This is a genomic window from Pseudomonas sp. GW822-FHT07A10 (assembly GCF_058798795.1).
Genome location: NZ_JBXAKV010000002.1, coordinates 361,394 through 388,066 on the forward strand (window position 1 = coordinate 361,394; position 26,673 = coordinate 388,066).

The window sequence follows — 26,673 nt, forward strand, 5'->3', positions numbered from 1 at the left end:
TCAGCGAACGTTTGTAGGCGCCGAGCATAATGATCCGGATTGACCGACAGCGCCACGCCATCCGTGCCGGTATCGACTGCTATGCTGGTTTGACCGAGTTGCATCGACGCTGAGCGCCAGTCATGAGAGAGCCCGTCATGTCCCAGTTGCCGTCCTTGAGCCAGTTACGCGACCCCAATACCTTCCTGCGCCGCCACCTCGGGCCCGATGCCGCCGAGCAGCAGGCGATGCTCGACAGCCTCGGTCTTGGCAGCCGCGTCGAGTTGATCGAGCAGACGGTGCCGCCGGGAATCCGCCTCAACCGACCGCTGGACCTGCCGCCCGCCCTCGATGAGGTAGCCGCACTGGCCAAACTGCGCGGCTACGCCGAGCAGAACCAGGTTTGGACCAGCCTGATCGGCATGGGGTATCACGGCACCCTCACGCCGGCCGTCATCCTGCGCAACGTGCTGGAAAATCCCGGTTGGTACACCGCTTACACGCCTTACCAACCGGAGATTGCCCAAGGCCGGCTCGAAGCGCTGCTGAATTTCCAACAGCTGACCATCGACCTGACCGGTCTGGAACTGGCCAACGCTTCGCTGCTGGATGAAGCCACGGCGGCCGCCGAGGCCATGGCGCTGGCCAAGCGTGTCGCCAAGTCCAGAAGCAATCTGTTCTTCGTCGACGAAAACTGCCACCCGCAGACGATTTCCGTGGTGCAGACCCGGGCCGAAGGGTTCGGTTTCGACCTGGTCATCGATGCTGTGGATAACTTGAAGCAGCATCAAGTGTTCGGCGCGTTGCTGCAATATCCCGACACCCATGGCGAAATTCGCGACCTGCGTCCGCTGATCGATCATCTGCATGCCCAGCAAGCCTTGGCCTGCGTCGCCACCGACCTGCTCAGCCTGTTGTTGCTGACTCCGCCGGGAGAGTTGGGCGCCGATGTGGTGTTCGGTTCATCCCAGCGCTTCGGCGTGCCCATGGGGTACGGCGGCCCGCACGCGGCGTTTTTTGCCAGCCGCGACGAGTACAAACGCGCGATTCCCGGGCGGATCATCGGCGTGTCGAAAGATGCTCGCGGCAATGTCGCCCTGCGCATGGCCCTGCAAACCCGCGAACAACACATTCGCCGGGAGAAGGCCAACTCGAATATCTGCACCGCCCAGGTGCTGCTGGCCAATATCGCCAGTTTCTATGCGGTCTACCATGGCCCGGAAGGGCTCAAAAATATTGCCCAGCGTGTCCATCGGCTGACCTGCATCCTCGCCGCCGGTCTGGAACGCCATGGCGTTACACGTGTGAACCAACAGTTCTTCGACACGCTGACCCTGGAGGTCGGTGGCACTCAGACCGCGATCATTGAAAGTGCCCAGGCGGCGCAGATCAACCTGCGCATTCTCGGTCGCGGGCGATTGGGCCTGAGCCTCGACGAAACCAGTGACGAAACCACCGTGGCGAAACTGTTCGATGTGTTTCTAGGTGCCGATCATGGGCTCAACGTCGACGAGCTGGATGCTGAGACCCTGGCGTCCGGCATTCCTGCAGGATTGCAGCGCAGTACGCCTTATCTGCGTCATCCGGTGTTCAACGCCCATCACAGCGAAACCGAAATGCTGCGTTACTTGAAGCAGCTGGAAAACAAAGACCTGGCGCTCAATCAGTCGATGATCCCGCTGGGCTCCTGCACCATGAAGCTCAATGCCACCAGCGAGATGATCCCGATCACCTGGCCGCAGTTCGCCAACCTGCACCCGTTCGTGCCGAAAGAGCAGGTGGTGGGTTATTCCTTGATGATCGAGGAACTGGAACGCTGGCTCTGCGCGATCACCGGTTTCGATGCAATCTGCATGCAGCCCAACTCGGGCGCCCAGGGCGAATACGCCGGGTTGCTGGCGATCCGTAAATATCACGAGAGTCGTCATCAGGGCGCGCGGGATATCTGCCTGATCCCGTCTTCGGCCCACGGCACCAACCCGGCCTCGGCGCAAATGGCCGGGATGCGGGTAGTGATCGTCGAGTGCGACGAGGCGGGTAATGTCGATCTGGAAGACCTGAAAGAAAAGGCCATCGAGGCGGGGGACAAACTCGCCTGCCTGATGGCGACTTATCCTTCGACCCATGGGGTCTACGAGGAAGGCATCAGCGAGATCTGTGAAGTTATCCACCGCCATGGCGGTCAGGTGTACATGGATGGCGCCAACCTCAACGCGCAGGTCGGGTTGGCGCGGCCGGCAGATATCGGTGCCGACGTGTCGCACATGAACCTGCACAAGACTTTCTGTATTCCCCACGGCGGTGGCGGACCGGGGATGGGTCCGATTGGTGTCCGGGCGCACCTGGCGCCGTTTGTCGCCAATCACCCGGTGGTGCCGATCGATGGCCCGCTGCCGGGGAACGGAGCGGTAAGCGCAGCCCCTTGGGGCAGTGCAAGTATTCTGCCGATCAGCTGGATGTACATCGCGATGATGGGGCCGCAACTGGCGGATGCGAGTGAGGTGGCGATCCTCGCCGCGAATTACCTGGCGCAGCATTTGTCCGGGGCGTTTCCGGTGCTCTACACCGGGCGCAACGAGCGAGTGGCCCACGAATGCATCCTCGACTTGCGTCCGCTCAAGGCGCTGACCGGGATCAGCGAAGAAGACGTTGCCAAACGCCTGATGGACTACGGCTTCCATGCGCCGACCATGTCATTCCCGGTGCCGGGGACGTTGATGGTCGAACCGACCGAGAGTGAATCGAAGGCGGAACTGGACCGTTTTATCGATGCGATGCTGAGCATTCGCGCGGAAATCAACGAGGTGCAAAACGGCAACTGGACGGCGGAGGACAACCCGCTGAAGCGTTCGCCGCATACCCTGGCCGACATCACCGGTGTCTGGGAGCGGCCGTACAGCATCGAGCAGGCGGTGACGCCGGATGCTCACACCAAGGCCCATAAGTACTGGCCGGTGGTGAACCGTGTGGACAATGTCTACGGCGATCGCAACCTGTTTTGCGCGTGTGTGCCGGTGGATGAATACCGCTGAAATCACTCGCTCCTACAAATCAGGGGCAAAAAAATGCCGCTCATTTAGAGCGGCATTTTTTGTTCAGCAACGAACCTTACTTCGAGGCGATGGCATTCTTCGCCAGGATGGCGTTCGCCAGTTCCATGTCCGTGGCTTGCAGGCCAGGGTTTTCAGCGCGGACTTTCTGCATGGCAGATTCCAGATAGGGGCCGCGAATGGCGCCGTCACTGGCGACAAAGCTGCCGGCGTCGTCCTGGGCAGCGACGATCAGCTTGTGATCCCTGGAGGTCAGGTAGGACGTACCGGTGGTGGCACCGGAAGTAAGGACGTTACGCAAAAAGCTGTCATCAGCCATCGCCGAACCGACTTGAAGGGACAACACGGCGACGGTAGCGACAGCAAGTTTGAGACGCATAAAAGGTGACTCCACTGGGTTTTAACTGCGGCCTTTGATTGCCAATAACCCAATCGAGTTCCGTGACGTTAGTCGGCCCGCTCCACCAGTAAAATCGCCCCTTGTTGTCCGATCACCCGAACACGGCTGCCAGGCGCGGCATCAGGCCCTCGGGCCATCCACACACCGTCGGCGACCTTGATCTTGCCACGGCCATCGACAATCGCTTCAGTGACCACGAACACCTTGCCGATCAGCTCTTGCCCTCGCAGGTTCAGGTTCGGCTGATCGCTGGCCCGCACCACACTGCGCTGACGTCTCCACCAGTACAGGGCGGTGAGGATCGAAAAAACGGCAAACAACAGCACCTGCCATTCCCAGGGCAAACCCGGTATCAGGAACGTCAGCACGCCGACGGCGGCAGCTGCCATGCCGATCCACAGCAGATAACCGCCGGCACCGAACACCTCAAGGATCAGCAACAGCGTGCCCAGGGCCAGCCAGCTCCAGAACGAAAACAGTTCCATGGGCGGCGACCTCAGCCTTTCTTGCCGTCGAAGGTAGCCTTGACGATTTCGCCGATGCCGCCGACTGCACCAATCATCGAACCGGCTTCGAGCGGCATCAGGATCACTTTGCTGTTGTTGGCCGAGGCCAGTTTGCCCAAGGCATCGATGTACTTCTGTGCAACGAAGTAGTTGACCGCCTGCACGTTACCGCCGGCGATGGCTTCGGACACCACTTTGGTAGCCTGGGCTTCGGCCTGGGCCTGACGTTCCCGGGCCTCGGCTTCGAGGAACGCCGCCTGACGACTGCCCTCGGCTTCGAGAATCTGCGCCTGCTTCTTGCCTTCGGCGGTGAGGATCGCCGAGGCGCGCAAACCTTCGGCTTCCAGAATCTGTGCGCGCTTGATCCGCTCGGCTTTCATCTGGCCGGACATGGCGGCCATCAGGTCGGCGGGAGGGCTGATGTCCTTGATCTCGATCCGGGTGATCTTGATGCCCCACGGCGCCGTGGCTTCGTCGACGGTGCGCAGCAGTTTTTCGTTGATGTTGTCGCGCTGGCTGAGCATCGCGTCCAGCTCCATGGACCCGAGCACGGTGCGGATATTGGTTTGCAGCAGATTGCGCACGGCATGTTCGAGGTTGTTCACCTCATAGGCGGCCTGGGCAGTATTGACTACCTGGAAGAAGCACACGGCGTCGATCTGCACGGTGGCGTTGTCGGCGGTGATGACTTCCTGGGGCGGAATGTCCAGTACGCTTTCCATCACGTTGATCTTGCGGCCGATGCGGTCCATCACCGGAATGATGATGCTCAAGCCTGGCTTGAGGGTGTTGGTGTAACGGCCGAAGCGTTCGACCGTCCATTCAAACCCTTGGGGCACCACTTTGAAACCCATGAAAAGAATGGCCACGACCAGCGCGACGAAGAGAATCAGTGCAATGCTCATAACGGTCCCTGTCCAGTCTGGATTGAGTTGCGATGACCAGAGTGTAGGGCAAAAGGTTTGAATGCGACTTGGAGAGGCCAAATGCCGGTAAGTCTAGAAATTTGAGTGACGAAAATCCTGTGGGAGCGTGGCTTGCCCGCGAAGAACGATGACGCGTAATACCTGAAAAACGCGGTGTATTCTTCGCGGGCAAGCCACGCTCCCACAGGGGATGTGTCTTAACTTACCGGCATTAGGGGCTGTCTATCTCTGCTCACTCTGCGGTGTCACCCGCAACACCTCTTCAATCGTGGTCAACCCCGCCGCCACTTTCTGCGCCCCCGACAACCGCAAACTGCGCATGCCTTCCTTGAACGCCTGACGGCGGACCGCCAGCAAGTCGGTGTCGGGGTTGATCAGCGCTTTGATGCCATCCGTCAGCAGCATGATTTCGTAAACCCCGGCGCGACCGCGATAGCCGGTTTCGCGGCATTCCAGGCAACCGATGGCGCGCTGGGCATTGGTCGGCAGTGGCGCTTGCCAAGGCCGGGTCAGGGTTTGCCAGTCGTCTTCGCCCAACGTTAAGGGTGCCTTGCAGTGAGGGCATAACGTACGCACCAGACGCTGGGCCATGACCCCGAGCACCGTGGCCTTGATCAGGTAATGCGGCACGCCGAGTTCCAGCAGGCGGCTGATGGCGCTCGGCGCATCGTTGGTGTGCAATGTCGACAGCACCAGGTGGCCGGTGAGTGCCGCCTGAATTGCCATCTCGGCGGTTTCGAGATCGCGGATCTCGCCGATCATGATGATGTCCGGGTCTTGCCGCATCAGCGCGCGCACGCCGGCGGCAAAGGTCAGGTCGATGTTGTGCTGGACCTGCATCTGATTGAACGCCGGCTCGACCATTTCGATCGGGTCTTCGATGGTGCAGAGGTTGACCTCCGGCGTCGCCAGTTTCTTGAGGGTGGTGTACAGCGTGGTGGTCTTGCCCGAGCCGGTTGGCCCGGTCACCAGAATGATGCCGTTGGGCTGGCGGATCATGTCTTGCCAGCGGCGCAGGTCCTCGGCGGAGAAGCCCAGTTGGTCGAAATCCTTGAGCAGCACTTCCGGGTCGAAGATCCGCATGACCATCTTCTCGCCGAACGCTGTCGGTAATGTCGACAACCGCAGCTCGACTTCGCCGCCGTCCGGGGTCTTGGTCTTGACCCGGCCGTCCTGGGGTTTGCGCTTTTCCGCGACGTTCATCCGCCCCAGGCTTTTCAGGCGGCTGACGATGGCCATGGTCACTTGCGGCGGAAATTGATAGACGTTGTGCAGCACGCCGTCGATGCGAAAGCGCACCGTGCCTTGCTCGCGCCGGGGCTCGATGTGGATATCGCTGGCCCGCTGCTGGAACGCGTACTGGAACAGCCAATCGACGATGTTGACGATGTGCGCATCGTTGGCGTCCGGCTCCTGGTCGCTGGCGCCGAGGTTGAGCAATTGTTCGAAGTTGCCCAGGTTGCTTGTCTGCTGATCGGCGTTGGTGGCGCCGGTGACCGATTTGGCCAGGCGGAAAAACTCCACGCTGAAGCGCTGGATATCCACCGGGTTGGCCACCACGCGCTTGATCGGCAGTTTCAATACGTGGGTCAGGTCGACTTCCCAGCCGCTGACGAAGGGCTGGGCGCTGGCCACGGTGACGGCATCGCGGTCGATGGCCACCGCCAGAATCTTGTGGCGCTGGGCGAAGGCATAGGACATCAGCGGCGTAATGGCGGCGACGTTGATTTTCAGTGGGTCGATGCGCAAGTAAGGTTGGCCGGCCTGCTGGGACAGCCACAGCGTCAGGCTTTCCAGATCGAGGTGTTTACCGGGACGGCTGAGGTCGTCCAGGTGTTGGCTGGCGATAAACTCCAGCGGATGTTGCTGAGCATTGGTGGCGTGACGGCGGCGGGCGTTGAGTGCGTGTTCGGCCGAGTCCTGGCTGACAAAGCCCTGGGCGACCAGTTCACGCAGCAAATCGTTAAGGTCCAGCCAGCGGTCCTGAGTGGCAAGTTGAACGGACATGCGGGCTCCTTATGAACAACCGTTCGCAAAGGATAGCTGCGCACCCGCAGACCGTTGGGCCACTACCCGACCAACACGTGTCGGGTTTTTTCAGGGGAGGGGTCAGCCCGCTGCCTGCGCCGGCTCCTGCCACGCCGAATCGGCCGATTGCAGATTCACCGAGCAGACGCTGATCAGGTTACGCAGTTTTTCCGCGATCACCTGGGCTCGGTGCCAGCTCAGGCCGTCCATGACGATGTCGATCGACAGCAGATCGTCCAGGCGCTGCACGTTGACCTGCTGCGGCGTCAGAAACTGCAAGGCGAACAGATTGAGCGCGCGGCACAGCAGATCCGGCTCGGCCTCGGCCAGCAGTTGGTATTGAACGCGGCAGTGGGCGTTGCTGACGTTCCAGACATCGGCGCGGGCGGGCGCGGTGTTCACGGCTTCGAGGGGCGGCATGGTCGGGCTCCAAAATCATTGGAGGAATTTTTACATTCGGTGTGGGGTATTTCTTATCTATGATTGGGCTTATTGACGATTTATCGAATCGATCAATTCAATATCATATTAATTTCAGGTTTTTCTATGCATAGCGAGCTGGATGGCTACGACCGCAAGATTCTCGCGTTGCTGCAAGAGGACGCTTCGCTCTCCAGCGCGCAGATCGCCGAACAGGTGGGGCTCTCGCAGTCGCCCTGCTGGCGGCGGATTCAGCGGATGAAGGAGGAGGGGATCATTCGCGGTCAGGTGACGTTGCTTGACCGCAAGAAAATCGGCCTCAACACGCAAATCTTCGCCGAGATCAAACTCAACGCCCACGGGCGCTCGAACTTCACTGAGTTCACCGAAGCGATTCGCGGTTTCCCCGAAGTGCTGGAATGTTATGTGCTGATGGGGTCGGTGGATTTCTTGTTGCGGATCGTCACGGCAGACATCGAGGCTTATGAGCGTTTCTTCTTCGAGAAACTGTCGATGGTGCCGGGGATACAGGAGGTCAACTCGATCGTGGCTTTGTCGGAAATCAAATCCACGACGAGTTTGCCGGTGTTGCGTTGATTGTTGCGGTAGAGGTTTTTTGTGGCGAGGGGGCTTGCCCCCGTTGGGTCGCGAAGCGGCCTCAAAAGCTTTGCGACTGCTTCTCAGCCGAACGGGGGCAAGCCCCCTCGCCACAGGGTGTTACATGCGCAATAGCATTTTCCAGGCACGATTCTGATACACCGCAATCGCCTGCTGCTTACGCGCATCCAGCGACTCATCGGTGATCGGCTCGTTAGCCAGCAGGGCAAGCTGTTTCAGCTCACCGTACAGGCGATCCATCTCCGGGATGTCCAGCACGCTACGGGCATGATGCAGCCAGGCCTGGATGCGCTCGATGCGCGGCAGTTGCTCGGCCAGGTCTTCCGGCTGTTGCTGGTAACGCTGTAATTGCAGCGAGTTGGCTTCTTCGCCCAGCAGGCGTGGCAACCAGCTGCCCAGTTGCGCGGCGCCCTGGCGATTGCCACGGGTGTTGCGATCGGCAGCCCAGGTACGGGCCAGCAACCAGCGCGAAGTGTTCAGCGAGAACAGGCCCCAACGCGGGTCTTCCAGCTCTTCGAGGAACTGCTCCGGCGCGGCTTTGCGCACGTCTTCGTCGTCCAGGCCGGCTTGTACCAGCGGGCGCCAGTCTTCCAGCAAGGCATCCAGCGCGGCCCGCAGATCGTGAGTCGACTGACGCGGCGCGGCCTGACCGAGGCTGCTGATCAGCGCGCGCATTTCAGCGAGGTTTTCGACCCAGTCCTGCAGCAGGCGCCAGTGGCCGTTGAAGCGATATTGCTCGGCCAGGCGCTGGCTGCTGCCCAGCAAATGCCAGCACAGGGCGGCGAACGCATCGTCCAGTGGCATTTCGGCGGTGATCTGCGGCGCCGGCAAGCTCAGCGAGTAGCTGTTGGCGTCGAACAGGCGATAACCGCGCTCGGCCTTGCTGATGTCGCATGGCATCAGCGGCAGGGTCGCGGCCAGTTCGGCGGCCAGTTCCAGCAGCGCGGCCGGCTCGCCTTCGCGCAGTTCCAGTTCCAGCTCGCAGATTTCTTCTTTCTGCTTGCCGACCACCACGTGGCCCAGGTCCAGCGCGGCTTCGATGACCACTTTGGTCTTGCCACGGCCCCAGGCGATTTCCGCGCGTTCACGCACGAAATCGGTGGTGAAGATGGCTTTCAGGGTTTTCTTGTCCAGTTCGGCCAACTGCTCGGGCCAGCATTCGCCGTCGAGTTTTTTCACGTCGAGTTTGGCTTTGGGCAGGTGCCAGTCGTACTCGTGACGTTCGGACAGACCGGCGACGCTCTGGCCACGGGTCTTGAGGGTCTGAATCACTTCTTCGCCATCGCGGCGCAGGCGCAGGGCAACCTTGGCGCGGGCCAGGTCGCGCTCGGGCGTGTCGAAGTACTGGTTCATCAACTCACGGCGTTCCCAGCCACTTTTATTGCGTTTTTTCAGTAACGGGTGCTCGCGCAGGGCGGCGAGGGTTTCGCGGCTGACGCGGAGTTTGATTTCGGTTTCTTTCTGCATGGCCGGAAAATCCAGGATCGGGAGCGCAGCCGGGGGAATGTGTGGCTGCCAAGGTCGTGCAGTGTACAGGACTCGTTCATCCTACGCGCCGCGGCGGTTTATTCCTGTCGCCGGATGGCTCTATGATGGACTTCAATTCGGGAGTTGGGAGTCAGCGATGCCTTTGCCGTCCATGAGAGATCAGTTCGCTGCGCTGATCGCCGCGCCGTCTGTCAGCTGTACCCAACCCAGCCTGGATCAAACCAATCGGCCGGTCATCGACTTGTTGGCGACATGGCTCGGGGAGCTGGGTTTTGCCTGCGACATCCAGCAGGTCAGCCCCGGCAAATTCAACCTGCTGGCCAGTTTCGGCACAGGTCCCGGCGGCCTGGTGCTGGCCGGTCATAGCGATACGGTGCCGTACGACGCGGCGTTGTGGCAGACCGACCCGCTGAAACTGACGGAAGTGGACGGCCGTTGGGTCGGCCTGGGCAGTTGCGACATGAAGGGCTTTTTTGCCCTGGCCATCGAAGCCGTCAAACCCTTGCTCGACCAACCATTCAAGCAACCCTTGCTGATTCTTGCGACCTGCGATGAAGAAAGCTCGATGTCCGGTGCGCGTGCCTTGGCCGAAGCCGGGCGGCCACTAGGTCGTGCGGCGGTGATTGGCGAGCCGACGGGGCTGAAGCCGATCCGTCTGCACAAAGGCGTGATGATGGAGCGCATCGACATCCTCGGTCAGAGCGGTCACTCCTCGGACCCGAGCCTGGGCCATAGCGCCCTTGAAGCCATGCACGATGCCATCGGCGAACTGCGCGGCTTGCGTCTGGCATGGCAGCGGGAATTTCGTAATCCGCAGTTCAGCGTGCCGCAGCCGACGATGAATTTCGGCTGCATTCACGGTGGCGATAACCCCAACCGTATCTGCGGCCAGTGCTCACTGGAGTTTGACCTGCGTCCGCTGCCGGGCATGGACCCCAGTGCCCTGCGCGCGGCGATTTTGCAGAAGCTCAACCCTATTGCCGCACGGCACCAGGTGAAGATCGATTACGCGCCATTGTTCCCAGAAGTGCCGCCATTCGAGCAGGCCGAAGACTCGGAATTGGTGAGGGTCGCCGAAAAGCTCACCGGCCATCGCGCCGAAGCAGTGGCGTTCGGCACAGAAGCGCCTTATCTTCAGCGCCTTGGCTGTGAAACACTGGTCTTGGGCCCCGGCGACATCGCCTGCGCCCACCAACCGGGGGAATACCTCGAAATGTCACGTTTGCAGCCTACCGTGCATCTATTACGTCAACTGATCGAACATTACTGCCTGACGCCGGCGTCGCTCGTATAAATTGCCAGTGTCACTACCCGTACTTATGAGGAGAGCGCGCGTGTCGCCAAGCCTGTTCCGACGATAACCATCAGCCTGCTGTGCGTTTACTGCGTTACTCTTTTTTCGGCTGCTATTTATTACAGGCCCAGGTTCATGCCCGAATACGTCAATTGGCTTCGTCACGCTTCGCCTTACATCAACGCCCACCGCGATTGCACCTTCGTCGTCATGCTGCCCGGCGACGGTGTGGAGCACCCGAACTTCGGCAATATCGTCCACGACCTGGTGCTGCTGCACAGCCTGGGCGTGCGACTGGTGCTGGTTCACGGTTCGCGTCCGCAAATTGAAACACGCCTCGCTGCTCGCGGCCTGACCCCGCACTACCACCACGGCATGCGCATCACCGATGCAGCGACGCTGGAGTGCGTGATCGATGCGGTCGGCCAACTGCGCATCGCCATCGAAGCGCGGTTGTCCATGGACATGGCCTCGTCGCCGATGCAGGGCTCGCGCCTGCGGGTGGCCAGCGGCAATCTGGTCACTGCGCGGCCGATCGGCGTGCTCGAAGGTGTCGATTATCACCACACCGGCGAAGTGCGCCGGGTCGACCGCAAGGGCATCAATCGCCTGCTGGACGAACGCTCCATCGTGCTGTTGTCGCCGTTGGGTTACTCGCCGACCGGCGAAATCTTCAACCTCGCCTGCGAAGACGTCGCGACCCGCGCGGCCATCGACCTGGGCGCAGACAAGTTGCTGCTGTTCGGCGCCGAGCTCGGTCTGCTGGATGAACAGGGTCGTCTGGTTCGCGAGTTGCGTCCGCAACAAGTGCCGGCACACCTGCAACGCCTGGGCAGCAACTATCAGGCCGAGCTGCTGGATGCGGCCGCTGAGGCATGCCGGGGTGGTGTGGCGCGCAGTCATATCGTCAGCTACGCCGAAGACGGCGCGCTGCTGACCGAACTGTTCACCCGTGACGGTGGCGGTACGCTGGTGGCCCAGGAACAATTCGAAGTTGTGCGCGAGGCGGCCATCGAGGACGTCGGCGGTTTGCTCGACTTGATCAGCCCGCTGGAAGAGCAGGGGATTCTGGTACGCCGTTCCCGCGAGGTGCTGGAGCGCGAGATCGAGCAGTTCAGTGTGGTCGAGCGTGAAGGCATGATCATCGCCTGCGCGGCGCTGTATCAGATTGCCGATTCGGATGCGGGGGAGCTGGCGTGCCTGGCGGTGAACCCGGAGTACCGCCATGGCGGTCGCGGCGATGAATTGCTGGAACGCATCGAAACCCGCGCCCGGGCTCAGGGCCTGAAAACCTTGTTCGTGCTCACCACCCGGACCGCCCACTGGTTCCGTGAGCGGGGTTTCGTGCCGAGCAGCGTCGATCGCCTGCCGTCGGCGCGGGCGTCGCTGTACAACTATCAGCGTAATTCGAAGATCTTCGAAAAAGCCCTCTGACTGAGTGATGATCGTTCCCACGCGTGGGAACGATCATCACTCAGTGACGTATTTGGCGCTGACATACGGCGAATAATCCGGCAGCACCGTTTCTACCTTCCCTTGCTCCCGCAAGAACTTCGCCATCTCTCCAATCGTCTTCGTCGTGCCGCCAACGCACCGCGGTCTGCTGCGCGGCGCTGACCACTTACGAACCGCGATCGAAACGACGCCAATCGACTTTATGGCCTATGGTTTCTCGAATCGCCGTCCCGCCCGAGCCGAAAGAAAAATAATAGCGATACACAAACTGTAACAAATTGACTAGATAGTGCGCGTTTAGCCATGATGGCGTCGCCTTTTCGATAGGGATTGACGCGTACGGGATGTGCCAAAGCCAATGGGAATAAAAAAAGGCTGGTAAATACCCTTTAGGAATTAGCTTTTGGGCCAATGCCGTCATGTCCGGTTCGATGAGCCGCCGGCAGGGACTCAATATTCGACGTTAGACCTTGGTCGTAGACATACATGGTTACGATTGACTTGGTAGTCACGGTCTGGCGCTAATCGCGCATCTGTGGATCCAGGGCTTTCGACCCAAGACCAAAGAACACAAAAATTAGAAAACGAGAGGAGCGAAACATGAATAAGTCCACCTTAGCCCTGGCTGTGGCCGTGGGGGTTTTGGCGCAGCAGGCAGGCGCAGCGGGTTTCCTGGAAGACAGCAAGGCTTCCGTCAGTTCCCGGACCATGTATTTCAATAACGACAACCGGGAAGGCGGCGCGGATCAGAGAGAGACCGCTGAAGGCCTCAAGTTCGATTACCTGTCCGGTTTCACCCAAGGTACTGTCGGCTTCGGTATCGACGCCCAGGCCTTGGTCGGTATCCATCTGGACGGTGGCAAGGGTCACCACCCAGCCAACAACACGTTCTTCCCAAGCGATACCGATGGCTCGGCCGTGAACGAGTGGAGCCGCGCGGCGGCTAACGTCAAGGCACGTTTCTCGAAGACCGAGGCCCACCTGGGTGGCGCTCTGCAGCCTAACCTGCCGATTCTGGTAGCGAATGACAGCCGCCTGCTGCCACAGACCTTTGAGGGTGGCACCATCACCTCGAAGGAAATCGACAACGTGACCTTCAACGCAGGTCAGTTGGAACACTCGGCGGGTCGCGCCTCGTCAAACGCTACTGGCCTGGCTGTGGCTGGCGGTACTCAGGACAGCAACCAGTTCCGTTATGCCGGTGCAGACTGGAAGGTCACCAAAGACCTCACCCTGCAGTACTACCACTCGAACCTGAAAGATTACTACAAGCAGGACTTCCTCGGCCTGGTCCACGTCTTTCCGATCGATGCCAACCAGTCCTTCAAGACCGATCTGCGCTATTTCGACAGCAGCTCAGACGGTAAGAACGGTGATGCCGGTTATCATTTCAACAACAATAACGGTTATGCCAGCAAGCCGAACGAGGTCGATAACAAGACCTGGAGCGCCATGTTCACCTACACCCTGGGTGGCAACGCCTTCCTGGTCGGTCACCAGCGCGTCAGCGATGACGGCGGTTTCGTTTACCTGAACCAGGGCAGCGTGGTTGATGGCAATGGTCGTTTGGAAGGGAACGGTGGTGCCAGCTTCTACCTGTTCACCGACTCCATGATCAACGGCTTCGTTCGTGCCGGTGAAAACACCACCTTCGGTCAGTACTCCTATGACTTCGCTGCGCTGGGTGTGCCGGGCTTGAAAACCTCGATTGCCTATCTGCATGGCGATGACATCAAAGCAACGAATGGCCGTGGTCCTGATGGGTCCGAGTGGGAACGCGACATGCGGATTGACTACACAATCCAACAGGGCAGCTTCAAAGGTTTCGGCGTGACGTTGCGTAATGGCGTCTACCGTGGCAGTGAAGTCACCAACAACCCTGATGTTGACCAGACCCGTCTGATCTTCAACTACACCTACAGCTTCCTGTAATAACCCTCAAAAAAAAGCCCCGCCTGTTGGCGGGGCTTTTTTTTTGCGTATTTTTTGATATTCCAAAAAAATAGCTTCAATTGATTATTTATTCTTTTTTGTTTTTTGCCCAAGTCTATAAAATGAATCCATCAGGTACTCATTGGCAGCAACGCGAGTATCGGATTCAGCACCCCCCGACTTTGAAGATCAAGGAATTGGTTCATGAGCCGATACCTTGAGTCCCGGCATGGATATATATGCCTAAATGGCATTAAAAAATACCGCGGTAAATCTTTTGGTTTGTCATGTCGGCAAAAACAAGGGGGGCTGACCACCCGGCGCTCATTGCGCATCTTTGGATCCGGGCACTCGACCAGGACCAGGAACCCAGAATTAGAAATGAGAGGAGCGAAACAATGAACAAGTCCACCTTGGCCCTGGCTGTGGCCGTAGGGGTTTTGGCGCAGCAGGCAGGCGCCGCCGGTTTCATCGAAGACAGCAAGGCTACATTGGGGCTGCGCAACTTCTACATCAACACTGATAACCGTGATTCGGCAGCTAGAACTGCTTCCAATGTTCAGAGCAAAAACGAAGAGTGGGGCCAAGGCTTCGATCTGCGTTTCACCTCGGGCTACACCCAAGGCACCGTTGGTTTTGGTATTGATGCCATCGGCCTGCTGGGCGTCCGTCTGGATTCGGGTGGCGGCACCAACGGCGCAACTCCTACCTCTTACGGCGGCACTGTTTTCCCAAGTGAGTCCAACGGCAAAGCGGTTGATAACTTCTCCAGCCTGGGCCTGACTGCCAAAGCCAAGATTTCCCAGACCGAATTGAAGTTGGGTACCCTGCAGCCAAAACTGCCGGTGATCGTGACCAACGACGGTCGTCTGCTGCCGCAAACCTTCCAGGGCGGTCAGATCACCTCGAACGAAATCAAAGACCTGACACTGGTCGGCGGTCAGATCGAGCACGCCAAGGGCCGTAACTCCAGCAATAACGAAGAGCTGTCGATCGCTGGCGCCAACGCTCACACTGCTGCCGGTCGTGACAGCAACAAGTTCATCTATGGCGGCGGCGACTATAAAATCACCAAAGACCTGACTGCCCAGTACTACTACGGCAACCTGGAAGATTTCTACAAGCAGCACTTCCTGGGTCTGGTTCACAACTGGTCGATTGGTCCGGGTGTACTGAAGTCTGACTTCCGTTACTTCAACAGCCGTGACGATGGCGCCAACGGTCATGACTCCGCCTATTTCACAACAGGCGACTACGGCACCGGCATTACCAAAGGTAAAGTCGACAACAACCTGTATAGCGGTCTTTTCCTGTACTCGGTTGCCGGTCACACCTTCGGTGGTGGTTACCAGGTGAGCAACGGTAACAGCGACTTCCCTTGGCTGAACCAAGGTGATGGCTCGTCGGCTTACCTGACTACCGACAGCCAGATCGCCAAGTTTGCCCGTGCTGGCGAACGTACCTGGCAAGCTCGCTACGCGTTCGACTTTGCCAAAGTCGGCGTCCCAGGTCTGACTGCGGGCATGGTTTATCTGCGTGGTGATGACATCGACACTACCGGTAAAGTGGGGGCTGCTCAGAAAAGCGTCAACGCAACTGGCCGTTCCGAGTGGGAACGCGACCTGACCCTGGCGTACGTAGTACAAGAAGGTCCGTTGAAAAACCTGGGCCTCACCTGGAAAAACGCCATGTGGCGCAACGACGTTCCGGGTCAGCGCGACCAGGACGAAAACCGTCTGATCGTCAGTTACTCGATCCCGCTGTTGTAATAGCGCTCGCGTAACCGACAAAAAAAGCCCCGCCCGGCATTACGCCGGGCGGGGCTTTTGCGTTTTCAAGGCGGGCTCACCCCCGTAAACCCTCCTTGAAGTTCCCTTTTTGCAACAACTCAAGGCCTTCTCGAACCTTGGGATCGATGTTCGTCCCGATGGTGGATCAGGTCCAGTGAACAGATCTTTAATATTTCTTTATGATCTAAATAAATTGATATTTATTCTTTTTAATTAAATAGGAACGCAGGCACAGTTGAGCTCAACAAGCACTCACCAGGAGCAGCACCATGAGCCTCAGACTTGGCGATATCGCCCCCGATTTCGAACAGGATTCCAGCGCCGGCACCGTCCGTTTCCATGAATGGCTGGGCGATAGCTGGGGCGTGCTGTTTTCCCACCCGGCGGACTTCACGCCGGTGTGCACCACCGAGCTGGGCTTCACCGCCAGGCTCAAGGATGAATTCGCCCAGCGCGGCGTCAAAGCCATTGCTCTGTCCGTGGACCCGGTGGATTCGCATCACAAGTGGATCGAGGACATCAACGAAACCCAGAGCGCCATCGTCAACTTCCCGATCCTCGCCGATGCGGACCGTAAAGTGTCCGACCTTTACGACCTGATCCATCCGAATGCCAACGACACCTTGACCGTGCGCTCATTGTTCGTGATCGATCCGAACAAGAAGATTCGGCTGACCATCACTTACCCGGCGAGTACCGGCCGTAACTTCAATGAGATTCTGCGGGTAATCGATTCGCTGCAGCTCACCGACAACTACAAGGTGGCCACCCCGGCCAATTGGCAGGACGGTGATGAGGTGGTGATCGTGCCGTCGCTCAAGGACGAAGATGAAATCCAGCGACGTTTTCCCAAGGGTTACCGTGCGGTGAAACCGTACCTGCGGCTGACGCCGCAGCCGAATCGCTGAACCTTTGTAGGAGCGAGGCTTGCCCGCGAAGCGAACGCCTCGGTCTTTCTAGCGTCAGGGATGACGCCTTCGCGGGCAAGTCGGATCGCCGCACCGCTCGCTCCTACAAGGGCTGTGTAGATTTACAAAGCAGGGGATTTTCAGGCCGTTTCGACGGCCTGTTTTTTTGTCTGGAAAAAGACGAACAGTATATTCATTTAAGCTATAACTAAATGAATAAATATGATTTATGGATATATAAATCACCTGTTAAGGTCATTTCATCGATGCGAGATCGCAAGCTGCGAATCGCCAACACCGCTCAAGGAATTGTCTGAATGCTGGTCGTCTCACTCGGTGGCAGCCCCAGCCTACGCTCCCGTTCCGGGGTGTTGCTGGAGCGCTCCAAACGCTGGTTGCAAGAGCAAGGTGTGGAAGTGGTGAGTTACCAGGTACGGGACTTCCCGGCTGAAGATTTACTGCATGCCCGTTTCGACAGCCCGAAGGTGATCGATCTGTTGCAACAGATTGATAACGCCGACGGCCTGCTCATCGCCACACCGGTTTACAAAGCCTCGTTCTCCGGCGCGTTGAAAACCGTACTGGATTTGCTGCCCGAGCGCGCTCTGGCCCACAAAGTGGTTCTGCCAATGGCGACCGGCGGCAGCATCGCCCACATGTTGGCGGTGGATTACGCGCTCAAGCCAGTGCTGTCGGCGTTGAAGGCCCAGGAAATGCTCCACGGGATTTTCGCCGTAGACAGTCAGATCGCTTACGGCGAAGGCAGCACCCAGGCGCAGTTGGCTCCCGAGCTTGCACAACGACTGAATGAATCGCTGGAGCTGTTCTACAGCGCCATGGCTCGCCGGCCCAAGCCGCTCGATCCGAACCTGTTGAACGAACGTTTGTTGAGTGCTCGCTGGAGCATTTAAGCCAGCCCTCAAGCAACATCTGAATTTGAAGTACTCACCTTACTGGCCCGCTAACGGGCAAGCAGGTGCAGCCAAAACCCAACTGCAAAAAGGAGAGCGCCATGCGCCCTGTCATTTTGCGTCGTGGTCTGGTCGCTCTGTTTGCTGCGGCTGTGTCCTTCGGCGTCATTACTCAAGCCCAAGCCGAGACTTTGCGAATCGGCTATCAGAAATACGGCACCCTGGTGCTGCTCAAAGCCAAAGGCACTCTGGAAAAACGCCTCGCCGCCCAAGGCGTGGACGTGCAATGGACGGAATTCCCCGGCGGCCCGCAACTGCTTGAAGGCCTGAACGTCGGCTCCATCGACTTCGGCGTCACCGGCGAAACGCCTCCGGTTTTCGCTCAGGCCGCGGGCGCCGATCTGCTCTACGTCGCTTATGAACCGCCAGCGCCCCACAGCGAAGCGATCCTGGTGCCGAAGGGCTCGCCGATCAAATCGGTGCAGGAACTCAAGGGCAAGAAAGTCGTGCTCAACAAAGGCTCGAACGTGCACTACCTGCTGGTGCGTGCGCTGGAAGACGCCGGCCTCAAATACACCGATATCCAGACCGTGTTCCTGCCGCCCGCCGATGCCCGCGCCGCATTCGAGCGCGGCAGTGTCGATGCCTGGGTGATCTGGGACCCGTACCAGGCTGCCGCCGAACAGCAACTGCAAGCGCGCACCTTGCGCGATGGCAAAGGCATCGTCGACAACCATCAGTTCTATCTGGCGACCAAGCCTTATGCGCAGAAAAATCCTCAAGTGATCAAAACCCTGGTGGAAGAAGTGCGCGCGGTCGGTGAATGGTCCCGGGCCAATCCCGAGGACGTAACCAGACAGGTTTCGCCACTGCTCGGCCTGCCGGCGGACATCACCCTGACTTCGGTGAAGCGCCAGGGCTACGGCGCGCTGTTCCTGACCCCTGAGGTGGTCGCCGCCCAACAGAAAATCGCCGACAGCTTCTACCAACTCAAGCTGATTCCCAAGCCCTTGAGTATCAAGGACGTGATCTGGACGCCACCGGCAGCCGTCGCCAAAGCGCCGTAATCCGATTCCCCAAGGAGACTACTCCATGAGCCTCAATATCTTCTGGTTCCTGCCTACCCACGGCGACGGCCATTACCTTGGCACCGCCGAAGGCGCTCGCGCCGTCGACCACGGTTACTTGCAACAAGTCGCGCAAGCGGCGGATCGTCTGGGTTTCGGCGGGGTGCTGATTCCCACCGGTCGCTCCTGCGAAGATTCGTGGCTGGTGGCTGCCTCGCTGATCCCGGTGACCCAGCGTTTGAAATTCCTCGTCGCCCTGCGCCCCGGGATCATTTCCCCGACGGTGGCGGCGCGTCAGGCCGCGACCCTGGATCGTCTGTCCGGCGGCCGTGCGCTGTTCAACCTGGTCACCGGTGGCGATCCGGAAGAACTGGCCGGCGACGGTCTGTTCCTCAGTCACGAAGAGCGCTATCAGGCCTCGGTGGAATTCACCCGCATCTGGCGCCGGGTCCTGGAAGGCGAAACCGTCGATTACGACGGTCAGCACATCAGCGTGAAGGGCGCCAAGTTGCTCTATCCGCCGATCCAGCAACCGCGTCCGCCGCTGTATTTCGGCGGCTCGTCGGAAGCGGCGCAGGATCTGGCGGCGGAGCAGGTCGAAATGGTCCTGACCTGGGGTGAGCCACCGGCCGCCGTTGCCGAGAAAATCGCACAGGTTCGCGCCAAAGCCGCGAAGCTCGGGCGCACCGTGCGTTTCGGTATTCGCCTGCATGTGATCGTTCGCGAAACCAACGCCGAGGCGTGGCAAGCGGCGGATCGACTGATCTCTCATCTGGACGATGACACCATTGCCCGCGCCCAGGCTTCTCTGGCGCGTTTCGATTCGGTCGGCCAGCAACGCATGGCCGCTTTGCATGGCGGCAGTCGCGACAACCTGGAAGTCAGTCCCAACCTCTGGGCCGGTGTCGGTCTGGTGCGCGGCGGGGCCGGTACGGCGCTGGTCGGCGATGGTCCGACCGTGGCCGCTCGGGTGAAGGAATACGCCGATCTGGGCATCGATACGTTCATCTTCTCCGGTTATCCACACCTGGAAGAATCCTATCGGGTGGCCGAGTTGCTGTTCCCGCACCTGGACATCGAGCGCCCGGAACTGCCGAAAAGCGCCGGTTACGTCAGCCCGTTCGGCGAGATGGTGGCCAACGACATTCTTCCCAAAGCCGCGTCCCAGAGCTGAGGCGTGGCCATGAAGAAAACTATCCACAGCCTCGCACCCTGGGTGTTGCCGATTCTGTTGCTGGCGGTATGGCAGTTGTCGGTGTCGGAGGGCTGGTTGTCGACGCGGATTCTGCCGGCGCCCATCGCGGTGATTGAAGCCGGTGTGAGCCTGTTCCGCAGCGGTGAAATCTGGACTCACCTGGCTATCAGCGGCTGGCGCGCGGCGCTCGGGTTCGCCATTGGTGGCGGCATTGGCCTGGCGCTGGGCTTTATCACCGGCCTGTCGAAGTGGGGCGAGCGCCTGCTCGACAGTTCGGTGCAGATGATCCGCAACGTTCCGCACCTGGCGCTGATTCCGCTGGTGATCCTGTGGTTCGGCATCGATGAGTCGGCGAAGATTTTCCTGGTGGCGTTGGGCACGTTGTTCCCGATCTACCTCAACACTTATCACGGCATCCGCAACGTCGATCCGGCGCTGGTGGAAATGTCCCGCAGTTATGGCCTGTCCGGTTTCAGCCTGTTCCGTCAGGTGATCCTGCCGGGTGCGCTGCCTTCGATTCTGGTCGGTGTGCGTTTTGCCCTGGGCTTCATGTGGCTGACCTTGATCGTCGCCGAAACCATCTCTGCCAGCGCCGGCATCGGTTACTTGGCGATGAATGCCCGGGAGTTCTTGCAGACCGACGTGGTGGTGCTGGCGATTCTTTTGTATGCCGTGCTCGGCAAACTCGCGGATCTCGCGGCCCGTGGACTTGAACGCGTGTGGCTGCGCTGGCATCCGGCCTATCAGGTTGCCAAGGGAGGTGCCGCATGACGGCTCAACAACCTCCACGCCTGCTGCGCGGAATTCCGCTGGCAGTGCGCAAGCTGCAAAAGACCTTCGGTTCGCGGCAAGTGCTGCGTGAAATCGACCTGCATATTCCTGCCGGGCAGTTTGTGGCGGTGGTCGGGCGCAGCGGTTGTGGCAAAAGCACCTTGTTGCGCTTGCTCGCCGGTCTCGACAAGCCCACGGCTGGCGAGTTGTTTGCTGGCTCCGCGCCGCTGAGTGCCGCCCGGGAAGACACCCGGCTGATGTTCCAGGAAGCGCGGTTGCTGCCGTGGAAGAAGGTCATCGACAACGTCGGTCTCGGGCTCAAGGGCAACTGGCGGCCGCAAGCGCTGGACGCGTTGGAGTCGGTCGGCCTGGCGGACCGCGCCCACGAATGGCCGGCGGCGCTGTCCGGTGGCCAGAAGCAACGCGTGGCCCTGGCCCGCGCGCTGATCCATCAACCGCGCCTGCTGTTGCTCGACGAACCGCTGGGCGCACTGGATGCCCTGACCCGTATTGAAATGCAGCAACTGATTGAACGGCTCTGGCAGAAGCACGGTTTCACCGTGTTGCTGGTAACCCACGACGTCAGTGAGGCGGTGGCGATTGCCGATCGGGTGATTCTGATTGAAGAGGGCGAAGTCGGTCTCGACCTGGCAGTGGAATTGCCGCGCCCCCGGGTTCGCGGCTCCCATCGGCTGGCGGCGCTGGAAACCGAAGTGCTTAACCGCGTGCTGTCGGTACCCGGCCAACCGCCGGAACCGGAACCTGTTTCACCATTGCCCACGCAATTGCGCTGGGCTCAATAACGTAAAAACTCATCCAACGACAGGAATCAACATCATGACTATCAAAGCCATCAACGTTCGTAACCAGTTCAAAGGCTCGATCAAGGAAATCGTGCTCGGCGACGTCCTCTCGGAAATCGACGTGCAGACTGCCTCCGGCATCGTCACTTCGGTGATTACCACTCGTTCGGTGAAAGAGCTGGAATTGGTGGTCGGCAGCGAAGTGATCGCGTTTGTGAAATCCACCGAGGTGTCGATCGCCAAGTTGTAAGTGCGTGCGCCAACAACAACCCCGGAGGGTGTGAGCCCTTCGGGGTTTTTTATGCGCGTGAATCAGTGAGCTCGGTGAAGATCAAATGTGGGAGCGGGCTTGCTCGCGAAAGGGCCAGTGAATACAGCAAAAAAATCAGACTGGAACAGCACGCTTGGGCAAATACGGCGGCAAATACAGCCCGAGGTACGCATCAAACACCCGCATCCCTTCTTCAGCCATGCGCGGCGTGATCTGCCCATGTTGCTGCACCGAGCGTGCATACACTCGATCCCCCAGCTCCATGGCCAGGGCAAACACATCGACATCTGTTGGCAGCTTCGGCAGTTCGAAGTGGTGGTCGAACAGTTTGTGCATCAGGTCGCCGAGCTCGATGTCGTGCTGGCGGTCAGCCTGGGTGACTTCGGTCAGGCCGTGCTGGGCGAGGATCAACTGGCGGGCGGCGGCGTCTTCGCCGTAGATGTCGAGCATGCGTTGTTCCACCAGTCGCGACAAATCGCGCCAGCCGTTGAGGGCGTGGTGGTCGATGGGCGCTTGCAGGCAAGCACGGAACGCGGCGTGGACGTCGGCGGTCAGGGCTTCGAGCAGGGCCGGGACGCTGGCGAAAAAGTGGTAGACGGAGGAGGGCGGGATCTCTGCGCGTTCAGCGACGCTGTAGATCGACAGACTGGCCACGCCCTCGGCGGCCAGCAGCGTGCGGGCGGCATCGAGTATCGAATCGATCCGGGCCTGGCTGCGTGCGCGGGGTTTGCGTGGGGTGGCGAGTCGGGTCATTGAAGTCTCCTGCAGGGCAGCGGGCATTGTACGCAGAGCGCAGAGATGATCCATACCCCGTGGTGAGGGGGCTTGCCCCCGTTGGAGTGCGCAGCAGTCCCCAATCCAGCTAACGCGGTATCCCTGATACAACGAGATTGCCTGTTCTGGGGCTGCTACGCAGCCCAACGGGGGCAAGCCCCCTCGCCACAATGTTTAGTGGTTGGCCATAAAAAAACGCCGCAGGCGGTAAGGCCGGCGGCGTTGTTTTTACGGTAACCGTTTACACGGTATGCAGGTACCAGTTGTATTCGAGGTCGGAGATGGAGTGTTCGAACTCCTCCAGCTCGCTCTCTTTACAGGCGACGAAGATATCGATGTATTTCGGATCGATGTACTTGGCCATGACTTCGCTGTCGTCCAGCTCGCGCAGTGCATCGCGCAGGTTGTTCGGCAGGCTTTGCTCGTTCTGCTCGTAGCTGTTGCCTTCCACGGGCGCGCCCGGCTCGATCTTGTTGACCAGACCGTGGTGCACGCCGGCCAGGACCGAGGCCATCAGCAGGTACGGGTTGGCATCGGCACCCGCCACACGGTGTTCGATGCGCACGGCATCGGAGGAACCGGTCGGTACGCGGATCGCCACGGTGCGGTTGTCCAGACCCCAGCACGGCGAGTTCGGCACATAGAACTGTGCGCCGAAACGACGGTAGGAGTTGACGTTCGGGCAGAGGAAAGCCATCTGCGCAGGCAGGGTCTCGAGCACACCGCCGATCGCGTGACGCAGTGCGGCGTTCTGCTCGGGATCCTCGCTGGCAAAAATGTTTTTGCCATCTTTATCAAGAATCGAGATGTGGACGTGCAGACCATTACCCGCCTGGCCTGGATAAGGCTTGGCCATGAAGGTGGTGTCCATCTCATGGTCGTAGGCGATGTTTTTGATCAGACGCTTGAGCAGGACCGCGTAGTCGCAGGCCTTGATCGGGTCGGCCACGTGGTGCAGGTTCACTTCGAACTGCGCCGGGGCACTTTCCTTGACGATCGCATCGGCAGGGATGCCTTGCTCTTTCGCACCTTCCAGAATGTCCTGGAGGCAGTCGACGTATTCGTCGAGGTCGTCGATCAGGTAGACCTGGGTCGAATGCGGGCGTTTGCCGGAGATCGGCGAGCGCGGCGGTTGCGGGCGACCGTTCACGTTTTCCTGGTCGATCAAGTAGAACTCCAGTTCGAACGCGGCGCAGATGGTCAGGCCCATCTCATCGAACTTGGTCACTACTTGACGCAGGACTTCGCGCGGGTCGGCGAAGAAAGGTTCACCTTCGAGTTCGTGCATGGTCATCAGCAGTTGCGCAGTCGGGCGCTTCTGCCAGGGCTCATTGCACAGGGTGTCGGGGATTGGATAGCAGATTCGGTCAGCATCGCCGATGTCCAGGCCCAGGCCGGTGCTTTCCACCGTCGAGCCATTGATATCCAGAGCAAATAGAGAGGCCGGCAGGTTGATGCCTTTCTCGTAAACCTTGTGGAGGCTGGTGCGTTCGATGCGCTTGCCGCGCACCACACCATTCATATCCGCAATCAGAAGGTCAACGTACAGAACCTCAGGATGTTCCTTAAGGAACGCGTTCGCTTCGTTAAGCTGAACGGCACGCGGGGGTACCGACATGATGCAACACCTTTGTTGTTAAAAATATCAATCATTGATCTTTTCAGATTCCAGTCAACCCGAACGGCATGCCGAAGTCAAGCGAGGCCTTTTTTGCCCTAAAAAAGCGCTCGCAAGGCTTTTTTGAGGCACTTTGGGGCGTATTTTTGTCTTCTGACGTCTTGGCGCCCGCGGGCTTGAGCGGGCCGTGTTGTATTTTTTACGGGGGTGTTGTGTAAAAAAATGAACAAGGCTAAGCTCGATTTAAACCCATAACAGCAATAATACCGGGGTGCTTCATGTCTCGCCTGCCGTTAATCGGCGTCACCGCCTGCTCAAAGCAGATCGGTCTGCATGCTTATCACATCAGTGGCGACAAATACGTACGCGCCGTGGCTTCAGCTGCCAAAGGCCTGCCGTTGATTCTTCCATCCCTGGCAGATCAACTGGCGCCGTCCGATATTCTGGACGCTCTGGACGGCATTCTTTTTACAGGCTCTCCTTCTAATATAGAACCGTTTCACTACAACGGCCCGGCCAGCGCGCCAGGCACTGCTCATGATTCTGCACGCGATGCCACCACTCTCCCGCTGATCCGCGCCGCTGTCGAGGCTGGCGTTCCCGTGCTCGGTATCTGCCGCGGCTTCCAGGAAATGAATGTGGCGTTCGGTGGCAGCCTGCATCAGAAGGTCCACGAGGCCGGTCCCTTCATGGATCACCGTGAAGACGACAGCTTGTCGCTCGAAGGGCAGTACGCCCCCAGTCACCCGGTGCACGTCCAACCGGGTGGTGTACTTGCGGGGCTGGGTCTGTCGAGCGAGATTCAAGTCAACTCGATTCATGGTCAGGGCGTCGAGCGGCTGGCGCCGGGCCTTCGTGTGGAAGCTGTGGCGCCCGATGGGCTGATCGAAGCGGTCTCTGTGATCGAAGGCAAGGCTTTTGCTTTAGGCGTGCAATGGCATCCCGAATGGCAGGTAAGCTTGAATCCTGACTACCTTGCGATTTTCCAGGCATTTGGCGATGCCTGCCGCAAGCGCGCACTACAACGCGACGCCGATGCGTCAAACAACGCCTGACTTATAAAAGTCAGGAAACTCAAGCCTAAGAGGCATTTATGAGTAACAACCTCGACCAGCTCACCGATTGGTTGAAAGACCACAAGATCACAGAAGTCGAATGCATGATTGGCGACCTGACCGGCATCACCCGGGGCAAGATCTCGCCGACCAATAAGTTCATCGCCGAAAAAGGCATGCGCCTGCCCGAAAGCGTTCTGTTACAGACCGTGACCGGCGACTATGTCGAAGACGACATCTATTACGAACTGCTCGACCCGGCCGACATCGACATGGTCTGCCGCCCCGACCAGAACGCCGTGTTCCTGGTGCCCTGGGCCATCGAGCCCACCGCCATCGTGATCCACGACACCTACGACAAGCAGGGCAACCCGATCGAGTTGTCGCCGCGCAACGTGCTCAAGAAGGTACTGAAACTCTACGCCGACCACGGCTGGCAGCCGATCGTGGCGCCGGAAATGGAGTTCTACCTCACCAAGCGCAGCGATGACCCGGACTACCCGTTGCAACCGCCGATTGGCCGTTCCGGTCGTCCGGAAACCGGTCGCCAGTCGTTCTCCATTGAAGCGGCGAACGAATTCGACCCATTGTTCGAAGACGTCTACGACTGGTGCGAATTGCAGGAGCTGGATCTCGACACGTTGATCCACGAGGACGGCACCGCGCAGATGGAAATCAACTTCCGTCACGGCGATGCCCTGTCCCTGGCCGACCAGATTCTGGTGTTCAAACGCACCATGCGAGAAGCCGCACTCAAGCACAACGTGGCGGCGACCTTCATGGCCAAGCCCATGACCGGCGAGCCGGGCAGTGCCATGCATTTGCACCAGAGCATCATCGACATCGAGACCGGCAAAAACGTCTTCTCCAATGAAGACGGGACCATGAGCCAGCTGTTCCTCCATCACATCGGCGGTTTGCAGAAATTCATCCCTGAGTTGCTGCCGCTGTTCGCGCCCAACGTCAATTCGTTCCGCCGCTTCCTGCCGGATACCTCGGCACCGGTGAACGTGGAGTGGGGCGAAGAGAACCGCACCGTGGGCCTGCGGGTGCCGGATGCCGGGCCGCAGAACCGTCGGGTGGAAAACCGTCTGCCGGGTGCCGACGCCAACCCTTACCTGGCCATCGCCGCCAGCCTGTTGTGCGGCCTGATCGGCATGCTCGAAGGGCATAACCCGAGTGCCCCGGTGGTAGGGCGTGGTTACGAGCGGCGCAATCTGCGCCTGCCATTAACCATCGAAGACGCGCTGGATCGCATGGAAAACAGCAAGACCATCGAAAAGTATCTGGGCAAGAAATTCATCACAGGCTACGTCGCGGTCAAGCGGGCCGAGCATGAAAACTTCAAGCGCGTGATCAGTTCGTGGGAGCGGGAGTTCCTGCTCTTCGCCGTCTGATGCGCCGGGCGCGACAA

Annotated in this window: 23 protein-coding genes and 1 pseudogene; 15 read left to right on the forward strand and 9 right to left on the reverse strand. The window is 59.5% G+C overall.

Features of this window, described 5'->3' with window-relative positions:
* Window positions 1–137 precede the first annotated feature (137 nt).
* Window positions 138–3,011, forward strand: coding sequence for an aminomethyl-transferring glycine dehydrogenase (gene gcvP, locus AC1RL4_RS05150; protein ID WP_230173261.1), 2,874 nt, complete (start codon window positions 138–140; stop codon window positions 3,009–3,011).
* A gap of 76 nt (window positions 3,012–3,087) precedes the next feature.
* Here the strand turns inward: gcvP and AC1RL4_RS05155 are convergent, their stop codons facing one another.
* The 5 genes from AC1RL4_RS05155 to AC1RL4_RS05175 form a co-directional block, all read right to left on the reverse strand.
* On the reverse strand, window positions 3,088–3,408 hold the full coding sequence (locus tag AC1RL4_RS05155) for a DUF2388 domain-containing protein (protein WP_019580544.1): 321 nt from the start codon (window positions 3,406–3,408) through the stop codon (window positions 3,088–3,090).
* Window positions 3,409–3,476: 68 nt separating this feature from the next.
* Window positions 3,477–3,914, reverse strand: coding sequence for an NfeD family protein (locus AC1RL4_RS05160; protein ID WP_019580545.1), 438 nt, complete (start codon window positions 3,912–3,914; stop codon window positions 3,477–3,479).
* Window positions 3,915–3,925: 11 nt separating this feature from the next.
* The gene (locus tag AC1RL4_RS05165; RefSeq protein WP_007940374.1) at window positions 3,926–4,840 is read right to left on the reverse strand and encodes an SPFH domain-containing protein; all 915 of its coding nucleotides are present in this window, start codon (window positions 4,838–4,840) and stop codon (window positions 3,926–3,928) included.
* A 243-nt stretch (window positions 4,841–5,083) separates the two neighbouring features.
* On the reverse strand, window positions 5,084–6,868 hold the full coding sequence (gene tfpB / locus AC1RL4_RS05170) for a type IV pilus assembly ATPase TfpB (RefSeq protein ID WP_230173263.1): 1,785 nt from the start codon (window positions 6,866–6,868) through the stop codon (window positions 5,084–5,086).
* Window positions 6,869–6,970: 102 nt separating this feature from the next.
* Complete coding sequence (locus tag AC1RL4_RS05175) at window positions 6,971–7,309, reverse strand: ACT-like domain-containing protein (RefSeq protein WP_019580547.1); 339 nt, start codon at window positions 7,307–7,309, stop codon at window positions 6,971–6,973.
* Between the two features lie 126 nt (window positions 7,310–7,435).
* On the opposite strand from AC1RL4_RS05175, the gene AC1RL4_RS05180 reads away from it, so the two are divergent.
* Window positions 7,436–7,906, forward strand: a complete 471-nt coding sequence (locus tag AC1RL4_RS05180) for an Lrp/AsnC family transcriptional regulator (protein WP_018927598.1) — start codon at window positions 7,436–7,438, stop codon at window positions 7,904–7,906.
* 120 nt (window positions 7,907–8,026) lie between these two features.
* On the opposite strand, the gene AC1RL4_RS05185 is transcribed toward AC1RL4_RS05180, so the two are convergent.
* Complete coding sequence (locus tag AC1RL4_RS05185) at window positions 8,027–9,394, reverse strand: CYTH domain-containing protein (protein WP_019580548.1); 1,368 nt, start codon at window positions 9,392–9,394, stop codon at window positions 8,027–8,029.
* Between the two features lie 157 nt (window positions 9,395–9,551).
* Here AC1RL4_RS05185 and argE point away from each other — a divergent pair, with 157 nt between their 5' ends.
* Both argE and argA read left to right on the forward strand, forming a co-directional pair.
* A complete protein-coding gene (gene argE, locus AC1RL4_RS05190) occupies window positions 9,552–10,709 on the forward strand; it encodes an acetylornithine deacetylase (protein WP_019580549.1) in 1,158 nt (385 codons plus the stop codon).
* Window positions 10,710–10,844: 135 nt separating this feature from the next.
* Complete coding sequence (gene argA / locus AC1RL4_RS05195; RefSeq protein ID WP_019580550.1) at window positions 10,845–12,143, forward strand: amino-acid N-acetyltransferase; 1,299 nt, start codon at window positions 10,845–10,847, stop codon at window positions 12,141–12,143.
* Window positions 12,144–12,179: 36 nt separating this feature from the next.
* Here the strand turns inward: argA and tauA are convergent.
* Window positions 12,180–12,296 (reverse strand): annotated as a pseudogene (gene tauA, locus AC1RL4_RS05200) (taurine ABC transporter substrate-binding protein); the annotation flags it as partial.
* 468 nt (window positions 12,297–12,764) lie between these two features.
* Between tauA and AC1RL4_RS05205 the strand changes: the two are divergent.
* The 9 genes from AC1RL4_RS05205 to AC1RL4_RS05245 all read left to right on the forward strand — a co-directional run bounded on the left by AC1RL4_RS05205 (window position 12,765) and on the right by AC1RL4_RS05245 (window position 21,791).
* Window positions 12,765–14,096 carry an OprD family porin gene (locus AC1RL4_RS05205; protein WP_019580551.1) on the forward strand — a complete coding sequence of 444 codons (1,332 nt, stop codon included), beginning with the start codon at window positions 12,765–12,767 and terminating at the stop codon, window positions 14,094–14,096.
* Between the two features lie 398 nt (window positions 14,097–14,494).
* Window positions 14,495–15,865 carry an OprD family porin gene (locus tag AC1RL4_RS05210; protein ID WP_230173265.1) on the forward strand — a complete coding sequence of 457 codons (1,371 nt, stop codon included), beginning with the start codon at window positions 14,495–14,497 and terminating at the stop codon, window positions 15,863–15,865.
* Between the two features lie 290 nt (window positions 15,866–16,155).
* Window positions 16,156–16,794: a peroxiredoxin gene (locus AC1RL4_RS05215; protein WP_230173267.1), complete on the forward strand. Its 639-nt coding sequence runs from the start codon at window positions 16,156–16,158 to the stop codon at window positions 16,792–16,794.
* A gap of 317 nt (window positions 16,795–17,111) precedes the next feature.
* Window positions 17,112–17,705, forward strand: coding sequence for an NADPH-dependent FMN reductase (gene ssuE, locus AC1RL4_RS05220; protein ID WP_019580553.1), 594 nt, complete (start codon window positions 17,112–17,114; stop codon window positions 17,703–17,705).
* 101 nt (window positions 17,706–17,806) lie between these two features.
* Window positions 17,807–18,772: a sulfonate ABC transporter substrate-binding protein gene (locus tag AC1RL4_RS05225; protein WP_018928625.1), complete on the forward strand. Its 966-nt coding sequence runs from the start codon at window positions 17,807–17,809 to the stop codon at window positions 18,770–18,772.
* A gap of 25 nt (window positions 18,773–18,797) precedes the next feature.
* Entirely contained in the window at window positions 18,798–19,946 is a 1,149-nt protein-coding gene (ssuD, locus tag AC1RL4_RS05230) for an FMNH2-dependent alkanesulfonate monooxygenase (RefSeq protein ID WP_018928626.1), read from the forward strand.
* A 9-nt stretch (window positions 19,947–19,955) separates the two neighbouring features.
* Window positions 19,956–20,738 (forward strand): aliphatic sulfonate ABC transporter permease SsuC, encoded by a 783-nt coding sequence (gene ssuC / locus AC1RL4_RS05235; RefSeq protein ID WP_204124161.1) that lies wholly within the window; start codon window positions 19,956–19,958, stop codon window positions 20,736–20,738.
* Complete coding sequence (ssuB, locus tag AC1RL4_RS05240; RefSeq protein ID WP_096479400.1) at window positions 20,735–21,541, forward strand: aliphatic sulfonates ABC transporter ATP-binding protein; 807 nt, start codon at window positions 20,735–20,737, stop codon at window positions 21,539–21,541. The genes ssuC and ssuB overlap by 4 nt, the downstream gene beginning before the upstream one ends.
* A 34-nt stretch (window positions 21,542–21,575) precedes the next feature.
* Window positions 21,576–21,791, forward strand: coding sequence for a TOBE domain-containing protein (locus tag AC1RL4_RS05245; protein WP_003229256.1), 216 nt, complete (start codon window positions 21,576–21,578; stop codon window positions 21,789–21,791).
* A 135-nt stretch (window positions 21,792–21,926) separates the two neighbouring features.
* Here the strand turns inward: AC1RL4_RS05245 and AC1RL4_RS05250 are convergent, their stop codons facing one another.
* Both AC1RL4_RS05250 and AC1RL4_RS05255 read right to left on the reverse strand, forming a co-directional pair.
* Window positions 21,927–22,565, reverse strand: a complete 639-nt coding sequence (locus AC1RL4_RS05250) for a TetR/AcrR family transcriptional regulator (protein WP_096479401.1) — start codon at window positions 22,563–22,565, stop codon at window positions 21,927–21,929.
* A gap of 262 nt (window positions 22,566–22,827) precedes the next feature.
* The gene (locus AC1RL4_RS05255; protein WP_018928630.1) at window positions 22,828–24,204 is read right to left on the reverse strand and encodes a glutamine synthetase family protein; all 1,377 of its coding nucleotides are present in this window, start codon (window positions 24,202–24,204) and stop codon (window positions 22,828–22,830) included.
* Between the two features lie 278 nt (window positions 24,205–24,482).
* Between AC1RL4_RS05255 and AC1RL4_RS05260 the strand changes: the two genes are divergently transcribed.
* Together AC1RL4_RS05260 and AC1RL4_RS05265 are read left to right on the forward strand one after the other, a co-directional pair.
* Entirely contained in the window at window positions 24,483–25,259 is a 777-nt protein-coding gene (locus AC1RL4_RS05260; protein WP_019580558.1) for a gamma-glutamyl-gamma-aminobutyrate hydrolase family protein, read from the forward strand.
* A 38-nt stretch (window positions 25,260–25,297) separates the two neighbouring features.
* Complete coding sequence (locus AC1RL4_RS05265) at window positions 25,298–26,656, forward strand: glutamine synthetase family protein (RefSeq protein ID WP_018928632.1); 1,359 nt, start codon at window positions 25,298–25,300, stop codon at window positions 26,654–26,656.
* Window positions 26,657–26,673 lie beyond the last annotated feature (17 nt).